5 protein-coding genes and 1 pseudogene are annotated in these 9,394 nt (G+C 57.2%); 4 read left to right on the forward strand and 2 right to left on the reverse strand.

Features of this window, described 5'->3' with window-relative positions; all coding sequences use genetic code 11:
• Positions 1–593 precede the first annotated feature (593 nt).
• On the reverse strand, positions 594–4,754 hold the full coding sequence (locus tag JYJ84_RS20510; protein ID WP_175223292.1) for an ATP-binding protein: 4,161 nt from the start codon (positions 4,752–4,754) through the stop codon (positions 594–596).
• Positions 4,755–5,156: 402 nt separating this feature from the next.
• On the opposite strand from JYJ84_RS20510, the gene JYJ84_RS20515 reads away from it, so the two are divergent.
• Positions 5,157–6,119, forward strand: coding sequence for a hypothetical protein (locus JYJ84_RS20515; RefSeq protein ID WP_205184845.1), 963 nt, complete (start codon positions 5,157–5,159; stop codon positions 6,117–6,119).
• A gap of 4 nt (positions 6,120–6,123) precedes the next feature.
• Here the strand turns inward: JYJ84_RS20515 and JYJ84_RS20520 are convergent, their stop codons facing one another.
• A complete protein-coding gene (locus JYJ84_RS20520) occupies positions 6,124–6,741 on the reverse strand; it encodes a hypothetical protein (RefSeq protein ID WP_175038243.1) in 618 nt (205 codons plus the stop codon).
• 271 nt (positions 6,742–7,012) lie between these two features.
• Here JYJ84_RS20520 and JYJ84_RS20525 point away from each other — a divergent pair, with 271 nt between their 5' ends.
• The 3 genes and pseudogenes from JYJ84_RS20525 to JYJ84_RS38565 form a co-directional block, all read left to right on the forward strand.
• Positions 7,013–7,636, forward strand: a complete 624-nt coding sequence (locus JYJ84_RS20525; protein ID WP_175223290.1) for a hypothetical protein — start codon at positions 7,013–7,015, stop codon at positions 7,634–7,636.
• A 130-nt stretch (positions 7,637–7,766) separates the two neighbouring features.
• Complete coding sequence (locus JYJ84_RS20530) at positions 7,767–8,711, forward strand: hypothetical protein (protein WP_175038245.1); 945 nt, start codon at positions 7,767–7,769, stop codon at positions 8,709–8,711.
• 267 nt (positions 8,712–8,978) lie between these two features.
• Positions 8,979–9,146: pseudogene (locus tag JYJ84_RS38565) on the forward strand (magnesium chelatase domain-containing protein); the annotation flags it as partial.
• Positions 9,147–9,394: the final 248 nt, after the last annotated feature.

Here is a 9,394-nt window from a genome sequence, read left to right on the forward strand (position 1 = left end):
CTCGAATGTCAGAAAGTGCTGTGGCGGGACAATTCAAGTTGAATTCGTTTTATTGCCGATCAACGTGAGCTTAAAACTCCTCGTTATGCGATATCTAAATCTAGGAGCTAGCGATTCATTCTAGTAACCGCAACTGAAATTGCAAGATCGGAAAATTATCAAGCATCGCAAATTTTATTCACCGACTGCCGTATCCGCGACGTCAGTCGCAACCGACGCAGGATGTTGTAGGCCGGCTGTGCGTGTGTGCGCTGCACAAGCTACCTCGTGTTACAGAGCCGCCTGCATCTGGGGGAAGCGTTTTGCGTGGCAACGCACAAAAATCTGAGGAAATCGCGCTCAAAACTGGGCTGGCGCATTCATCATTTGGGTCCTTCGAAAGCGGGCGAACGGTCCTTTTGATCTTATTCATTAGAAGAAATGTTGACGTTTACCTAGAATTGCCCCCCGTGGGTCAAGATTCGATGAACGCCAACATCCACGGGCGCAGCTCGAGTTCGTAGAGGATCGAATGGCGATCCTCGCCGGCAAAGGCCGCCGGACGACACAGCAACGAGGTCTCAGTCCGTCGGCCATTAAGAGACGGGGCCATCTCAGCAGTTGTAAGGACGAGCATCTTGCTGTAAAAAATCCGGCCCCCCCTTAGGCCGGTATAGCAACCAAGTAAACAGATCAATCTGTGAACCGTCCGGTCCGCCATTCTTGAAAAAACCACGATTTGCGAAACGCCGATACATCAACTTCTTCCCGGTAACTTCCAGGTACTGGTTTAAGCTGGAACGGCGAATAAACAGTGCATTGCGCCGCTTTGTGTCCGACTCGAAAGCCACTAACTCGCCGCCGGAATCAACCCAGCCCCTCTGCCTGTCCCATTGCAGCCCCAAGAGCCTGACCAGATCTTGGCACGGTACGCTGAGATGCTCTTGCCGCTCAGGCGTCGTATAGGAGTAGTCGTACTCCCACTCGCCTCGGCGTGCCAGGGTTACCGCTGAAAACAGCATACCCTTTGGCCCCCGATAGAAAGAACCCTCATCTGCAACTTGGTCGAACACTGGACCATCTGGATACTCAGCGAGATAGCCGCGATAGCAACTAGCCCCTTGGCTATCAAAAGCGTCTCTCCCGGCGCCCCTCCCACCAAGAGCTGGGATAGCCCCATCGACGAAGATGCTGGTGTAAAACAAGCGTACCCCTAGGTGCGGCTTGCTCCACGAGTCCTCTCCAGGCGACCTGTCATCATCGCTAGCACTAAGCGAAAGTGCCACCCATTCATCACCTGTTCGCGCCGTGCGGACAATGCATTCTGCATACGGCGTAAAGTCGTCGGTGCGCACCCAGAGCTTGATGTCGCCGGTAGATTGGTCGGGGAACACATACCGTGGCCCCTGTAGCAGTTCATCCGGATAATCAATTTGCGGACTGATGTCCCGCACATCTGTGAGATCTACTTTCCGGACATCCACGGACCATAGATGCTCTTCGCCCGGCGCCCAGTCGGAGAACGAATCTTGCCTCGGAGGGACGTTGTCTGCGAGGATTCCGACGAGGCGATGCAACAGTATCCAGTAGTATTTTTTGCCCAACCGATCTGCGTAGCCCTTGCGGCTACGACCGGTTCCGAACTGGCCGCTAATCGCCCGATCCGTATGCAACGCGCACTCTTTGTAGCCGGGATATCCCAATCTCAAGAGCCCGACCATGAGCCAGCACGCGATGTTCTCGCGACTGATTCCGGCACCTTCCAAGTCGAACCCGTGGATCTTCGACTCAACCTGATATCGCCAGAAATCGGGACCAATATGCGGGTCCCACAGGTTCATATTTGACGGCAGGCCATCAAGTGCGAGCAATGGCTGCGCATCATCTAGTGTCGGCCATGTAAGAGGAGCGGTAGCCCTCCCTGGGAATGTGTCCAAACGACGCGCCAGTTGCTCTGGCAGACCAACATCCTTTAGGAGACGCCCTAGCAGACGCACGGAGTCGCGCACCAAGATGTTCGGTACGGCGAAGGCTGGGCTCAACAGTCCATCAAGCGCGGGAATAAACTCAATCCTTCTTCCACGCTCCAGCAGACACGCACTATAGACAGCAAGCGAGATGCTCTCGAGGATGTAGTCGTCGTCGCAATCCCGAAACTCTTCAGCAAGTGCGCGCCCCAATTCAGGTTGGCTTGCCACAAGCCGAGTCAACCCTTTGGCGGACAAGTCCCTGACGCGTCGGTCAGCGCAGGAGGTCAACCAAGCAAGCGCGACGGTCGCCAGACGCCGGCTTTCCTCTGGCCACCGATCAATGTCGGCACGCAGAACCGCATTGATGAGAGACCAAACGGCACCTTTGGCGTCGAACGATTTGAACGCGGCAACCGAAAGATAAGCATCGCGGTCCACCATCGACGACTGTCGCAGGAAAGGACCAAGCCAGTTTGATGCATTCAAGCGGTGGCCGGGCACCAAGCTTAGGCGAAAGAAGACTTCGTAGACCTGTTGCCACAAGTGCGGTGTAAACAGTGCTCCACGTACATGGTCATCTATCCCATACGTGATGCTTGCGCGTGAGCGCCAAGGCAGTCCGTTGATGAAAAGACGATGTGCTAACTCTGAATCCAGTTCCAGTGCGCTAGAAGTTATCTCTACACCTGTCTTCTCGGGAAGCACAGCGGCCAACGCCTCAAGCAATCCACCATCATCAGCAGCAGACAGCGAGCCGAGTTTCTTTGCGAGCGCTTCGATATCCACGCCTGACGGCTGCATCACCCCGTCAATCAAACTTATTGCGCGAAGCATGTCGCCGTACCTCTGATACCCGAGTCGCACGAACCAGGTATCTCCCTCCTCCGACGAAAGAATGACCAGTCCCTCGTATTCCAACTCCTTGAGTAAGGCTTCTGGGGCGAGCTCTGCTCCAACAAGGTTCAGCAACGCAGCAATACAAGCATCCCAAGTTCGCTCTTGCGGCAGATTGTGAGTCAAGGTTTCAGCCAAGCGCATCATGGCAGCTCGAACCAAGTTCCGAGGGTTCGAGTATTTCAGTCTCCCTCGAACGAGGGCATCACAGTACTTGAGGTGGCTCTCCAGCAGTGCTGTAAAGCCTGGCAGGGATACATCGAGTGAATCACGCCCTTCCTCCTTGAGCGTCTGGCACGCCAGTCGCAGGAACAGTGGGTTGCTGAGTTCCGGCGAGAACAGCGGTGTAATCTCGGCGTCAAGCCCGTAGTAGGCGGCGAACGCCTGCACCGCCTCAAACTCTTGGCCGGAAAACCCTACGTGTTCAAACGCAAAGCCGGGAAACCGCGAGTCGACAACCAGATCACGATAGGTATCCCGAGCAGAGACGCATACCTTGACGTCTGCATAAGGTTTGCACTGGGTCAAGAATTCCGGAAGTTTGTCCTTCCAGCGGGCGTTGCGCGGACTCTCGTTTAATGCGTCGATATAGATAACAAACGGCAGTCCTGTGTGTTCTGCGCACGCCTGAAGGCTCTCCAGTAAGGTCTCTCTCCCCACGGAGGCACCAAATCCCAATTTGCTGCGAATGACTTCCCAGGGCTCTGCTTTGCCGAAATCGTCGCCAAAGACGACTAAGGATTGCCCGCCTCGGGCCTGTCGCCGAAGTGCGGCACTTACGATCGCATGGGTCTTGCCGATACCGGCAGGGCCAACCAACAATAGAGAATGCGTTGTCGCGGCACCGATCTCCTGCGAGGCCAGCACGCTTTGCAACCGCAGTATCGAATCCCCCCAATCGCGCGCGGCGTCCATGTTTCCCGCAGGGAAATCACACATGTATTCTGCATGAAACTGTCGGAAGCCCGGGGTATCGCACTCCCGACCGTGCTTCTTGTAGAAGTCTTGTTCTTGAGCATCTCGAGCCTTCTCAAGGAGCGGTAGCAGGGCTGAGATAGCACGGATTGCCTCGACGACTTCCGCGCTGGCAACAGAAACGCTGGTGATCCTCTCGCTCGCCGCCATGACCTGGCCAATCAGCTTTCGAGCCTTTGTGGCGAGTGGTTCATTGAGGATGCTTAGGGCCTCATTACCCCACCCCTTGAGAGCGCGCAGCCCAACCATGACAGGCGCCAAAGACTCGTCGCGCCAAGCTTGAAAATTACCTATCCCACCGAAGAAGTCCAAGCCGGTGTGCGCGCTTGTAACGATATCAAGCGCAGCCGTATACCTTGGACCCGCGAAGGCGATTGCTTGATCGAGGCAATGCTGAATCTGCGAGGCCGTAAGAATCGAATCATCGAACCAGTACCTGCGCATCCCGCCATGAGGGTCAAGGTCAAGCAACTGGCTACGGATGATTGCGGCAGCGCATAGCGTGATGGAAAGCGTAGAGCCACGGTTGGCTGCCTCGGCCTCCACCTTGCGCTTCCATTCCTCGAATCGCTCCGCTTGGCTCTTGCCTCGTTTTCCAGCGGCTACCCTTCCCGTGAGGTCAAAGGGGATGTACACCCAGTATTCCGATAGATTCGGGTGATTATCGAGCGCGGCTTGCAACGAGCCGTCGATCTGGTCAAGCTCGGCTGATCCAAGCTGAAAGAAATACTTGGCTTGAATACCAAGAACGGCACCACTAGGCGTGCGAAAGTATGCTTCGACACCACCATCGCCGCCGTCCCCTCTAAGGCTAACGAAGGTAGAGCCCGTAGGCACCTTGCACGTACTACGGAAGAGTTGAACGGCGAGCGCCTCGAAGCTGTCGTTGCGGCTCTTTGGGTTGCTCCGAATCCGAGTGAAATCAATTGCTGTCACTAGCCCCCTCCCTCCTAGCAATTCAGTCAATGTACCGCCTGCAGCGGCGCTCGCCCTCGCAACGATTGGCGACCAGACGATTCAGCAGGATTCTAGAATTTTTTTGATCCATATCACTCCCCTGAACACGGCCAACGCAGGCCGCTCCGTCCGCGCACTTGGCAAACGTCGCCTTTGCGTCATTATTGGCACGCAGGTCCAGCCAGTTCTTAATCTCAAAATTGAGATCTTCACGGGGATCGATTAGCAAATCGGCCAGACGTTCACGTCAAAACGCCTCTGGCATCGCAACTCCTCATGCTTATTGATCAATAGATCGGACCGGTAGACTCACGGAGGACACGTCTTGCGCTAATCCTGGAATCTCAGGAACTTGCCGACCTCCGGTCGCTGCGTGACGCAGTGAAAACGGCCGTCACAATCGTCGCGCCTTCCATTCAAGTGTCGACGAGCGATCATAACCGCATCTCGATCGAGGTAGGGATGCGATCGACGCGCACGAGCGCTGTCGAGGCTTCTACGCAAACCGATGATTCGGCTATGATCGATCAAACAGCAAAATCTGGAGAACAATTGGCAACGCGTGTACGTGGTGAAACCGCCCCCCGTGCGCTGGAATCCGACGTCGTGGCTCGATTTTCGGCCCAGCTCGACCGGCGTTTCTGCGCGCTTTACGCCGGACAGCCTCAGACAGCTGAAGCACTAAGTGCGACCGCGCTCGGTGGCCAAGACAAGGCATTGGCCGACTATATCGTTGCGCGACGCGGCCGCTACTGTCTAATTGAATTCAAGGCCAACGAAGCCGCGTTTCAGTCCGAAGCACGAAAGGAATTGCGTGTTGCCCTTTGTAGGACGCTCTCCAGTCAAATGAATCCACTCCGTTGGGCGCGATCTGCGCACTTTATAGGCTGGGGAACGAAGACCACAACGTCACTTCGCGGGATCGGCCAGGCGGAGGTCGAATCAATCGCATTCGCAAATTATCCCGGCGCCATCTGCCCGCTACTCGGCTTTCCCGTTCCGGCACCAGCAGACCAAATCGATGTAGATCGATTCATCGAGATGTTTCTCGAAAACAAGCTGATTGGCTCAACCGCAGCCAGATTTGAGAAGTACCTGGCTTTGCTTTTCACGCTTGCCGGCTCTTGCCCGGGAGACGAACTCAAATCGATTGAAGGCTCCGTCTATGTGTACATCCCAAGCGATGGGCAAAGTCCAGCAGAACATTGCTCGGTTCGGTTCCGCGGTCTGGCGCATCTCTTCGCGCTCACACTAGGCAAGGAATTGCCTGCGCGGGCAGTCGACAGGCAAGGTCCCGAACTAGAACGAGACCGCAGCATCGGGCGCGGCGGGATGCGCCCTTGACGTCTCACGATGGCAACTTCGCAGCCGCCCGGTTATACAATTGCTCGAGCTTCTTCTTGTCGTTTGCTGACCCTTCCTGATACATCTTCTCGAGCGCCGCGCCCTTGTAAAGCAGCGTCGCGCTGCGTTCCGCCGTTGGCTCCGCATGACGCGCAATTTCATCGCTGACGCCCTTTCTGTAAGCCACGTAAGAGCATGCAATGCAGACGATGATCAATAGCAGAAAATATCCCATGAGAATGGCACGACTGAAAGAGACAGTTCTCTTCAAGATCGTAGTAACTTCCGTGGCATTCTTCGTCGCTTGCTCCAAGGACGACACCATGCCATTGGTCGCAGTCGCCACCGCCGATGTCGCTGAGGACGCGGCAGTTAAACCAACTGATTCTGCGACGTCCTCAGCCTTGTCCCAGGCGTCTTGCGCCAGCCCAACCTGAGATCGAATTGTCTCGGCCACTTGGGACATGGACTGTGCGCTTTTTCGCGCAGCCGCAACTTCTTCCCTCACCTTTGGCAAGTCGTCGGTGATGGCTTCAACCAGCTCTTGTAGCGCTTCTGTATTTTGCCGGTACCAATCGTAGAGCTTTGCCCAGTCGGCAGGCGAGCTTCCGCCGTCACTCATTCAATTCCCCTTCAAGACTTGATGCCTCTTATTCTACGGCGGCAACCAGTCTCCACCGTCGACTGCGCATCGTCGCCAGTCAGGGTTGCGGCCGTTCGTGCTGCCGAACCGACCTCGGTGGTCGCCTCACACGCGGTCGAGGACTCAAACTGATTTCCGAATTCCATCATGCAGCCCTCCGGTTCTGGACGCCGCCAAAGCGCTCCTGATACGGGCGGTTGAGCCGACCGGCCTTCGGTTGACGGCAGCGCAGAAGCTTACGAACGGAATCTTGGGTCGGATCGAGCGTGCCGGCCACAACCGCGTCATGAATTTTTTCCAGCAGCCGTTCATCCGCGGATATGGTCGGCTGACGTGGTTGCTCACGACGAAGGCAAAAGCACACATGATGTCGACTGACTACTTCACCGAGCTCGAACTGTTCGGCAATCTGCCCCGCTGGCTGCGGGAACTCACCACGAAGATCGAAAACCATGCGGAGCTGCGCATCGAAGCGGTGCTCAAAGACCAGAAGGGCATGACACGCGAGTTCGGCAAAGGCAAGGCGCGCATCCAGCTGCCTGTCGGCGGTCCTCCGCGCCACAACGTGTCGGTCTACGACGAGTTGCTGCACCTGGAACGGTATTTCGTAGACGGTGTGCCGAAACTTGTCTGCGACGACGAGCACGAATTCGAGGGCGACGCCGACGCGCGGCTGCCGCAACTGTTTGCCCGCCTCGACAAGCAGATCGAGTACCTGTTCATCGTGCCACGCGAGCTGGCACGGTACCAGGGCGCACGGAGGTACTGGGAAGAACGGATTGGTGCGTTGCTCAATGAGCCGATGCTCCCTGATGACGGTGCACTCATAGCGTGGGCATTCGTCCATCGAGTCTTGAGGGGTGAGCGTCGATGACGAAGACTGACAGGGGCACGAAAGCGCCGCAAGCCCACGCTTCGTGTCCTTACCAGCGCGGATAGATCCGCAGCTGCTATTACATGCGTATTTATTGTCATGAGCATTCGGCCTTGGCATACTTGGCCACATGCTCATCGAACAAGCGTTCTTCTCACTGCCTGAAGTGCTTCACGGCAGCGGCTACCTTCAGCAAGACTACGAGGCAGGCGTCGTTGCTGCGTTCTCGATGTCGTTGCTTCAAGTTCTGAACGGGCGAAACGTGCCCAATCCGATCAGCTGCCTGCAGTCGGAGAAGATGTTTCGAGCGCAAGGGGATTTTCGTGGAGCTAACGGGCCGCGCTACTTCCGCACCGACCTGTTCATGAACATTCATAGCATGACAGTGGGCAACAAGCGACTGGCGCAGTATGGCTGGCGCCACAACGCTTGGCTCGAAGGAAAGTTTTTTCGGCGTCCAAGCGCTCCCCCCGAGACGCACAGTACCGCCAAGACGCAGGCCGTCGCAGGAATGATGGCGGACTTGATTCGGCTGGCCGTGTTCGTACCGGAGCGGATCGACAAGCAGTCACGCGCCGGTCGCTACATGCTGCATGTCTACGACCAGCCTCCGGAGTACTACCTGACCCACCAGAAGCGAGCTTGGACGAAGAAGCTCTGCGCTGACGGCAGCCAAGATATCGTGATCACGGGACTCGGAGCTGAGGGTGCCTCCTTCAAACGGATACTGGGAGATATGCCGGACCTTCAGTTGACTCTGAAAGTCACGAACTTCGTGGCGAAACCGGTTCACACCGAGCACCTCCCAGTCTACTGGTGCCATCTAAGCCGCATCGACGCAGTCCTCGCACGCGTTGGCACCCATTCTTTTGAGCTGAAGGCGGACCGAAACATCGTGGTAAGTTCGCCAGATGCGCTAGATCAGATTGCGGCGTACGTGGCCGACCGCCTACACATCGCGGCGGATTCGCCGGAGGCCCAGCCTGTACCGGAGGTCGACGCCGAGGCCGAGGCCGACGAGGACGAGCAGCAAGCCGGCGATGCTGCGGTGGCAGGGGTGCCGGAGGCGCCTTGACGGCTCATATCCTCTAGCGTTCCACCGCCAGAGACGTACGACGCCCATCTTTCGATCGCCGCCCGTCAATAGTCGGCCAAGTCAAAGTCGTTCTCATCAGAGCGGCACGAGTTGTTTCGAAAACGTAGGACCCGCCAACTAAGCGTTGGCAGCACAAATCTTGTTGCTCTCTCGCGACACTTACGTCTGCCCCGAAAAATTGTTAGCTCGCTCAAGTCGTTGAAATTAAACAGAAACGATATATCTAACTGTTACTAACACCCCTAAAGATTCGACCTGCCGATCGCGCTCGGCATCCTCGCCGCGAACGGCCAGATCCCGGCCGACGCGCTGGCTGGCCGCGAATTCGCGGGTGAGCTGTCGCTGACGGGCGCGCTGCGGCCGATGCGCGGCGCGTTCGCGATGGCGTGCGGGGTGGCGCGGGACTGGCAGGCCGCGGAATGCGGCGCGGCTTCCGGTTTGCGCTCCGGCGCGCTTTCCGATTCGGGCAACGGTGGCGGGGTGTCGGGTCCGGGTTCGAGCGACACCGCCACGTCGAGCGTCCCCGAGCTGTACCTGCCGCTCGCCAGCGCCGCCGAGGCCGCGCTCGTGCCGGTCGAATTCCGGGAGTTCGTCGAGAAACAGCACGCCGAGGTGCGCGAGCGTGATCTCGCCCGGTTGCGGCGGGTTGCGGCCGCCGACCA

Origin of the sequence: Burkholderia sp. LMG 13014 (genome assembly GCF_905232215.1) — a bacterium.
In the GTDB taxonomy this organism is placed as follows: domain Bacteria; phylum Pseudomonadota; class Gammaproteobacteria; order Burkholderiales; family Burkholderiaceae; genus Burkholderia.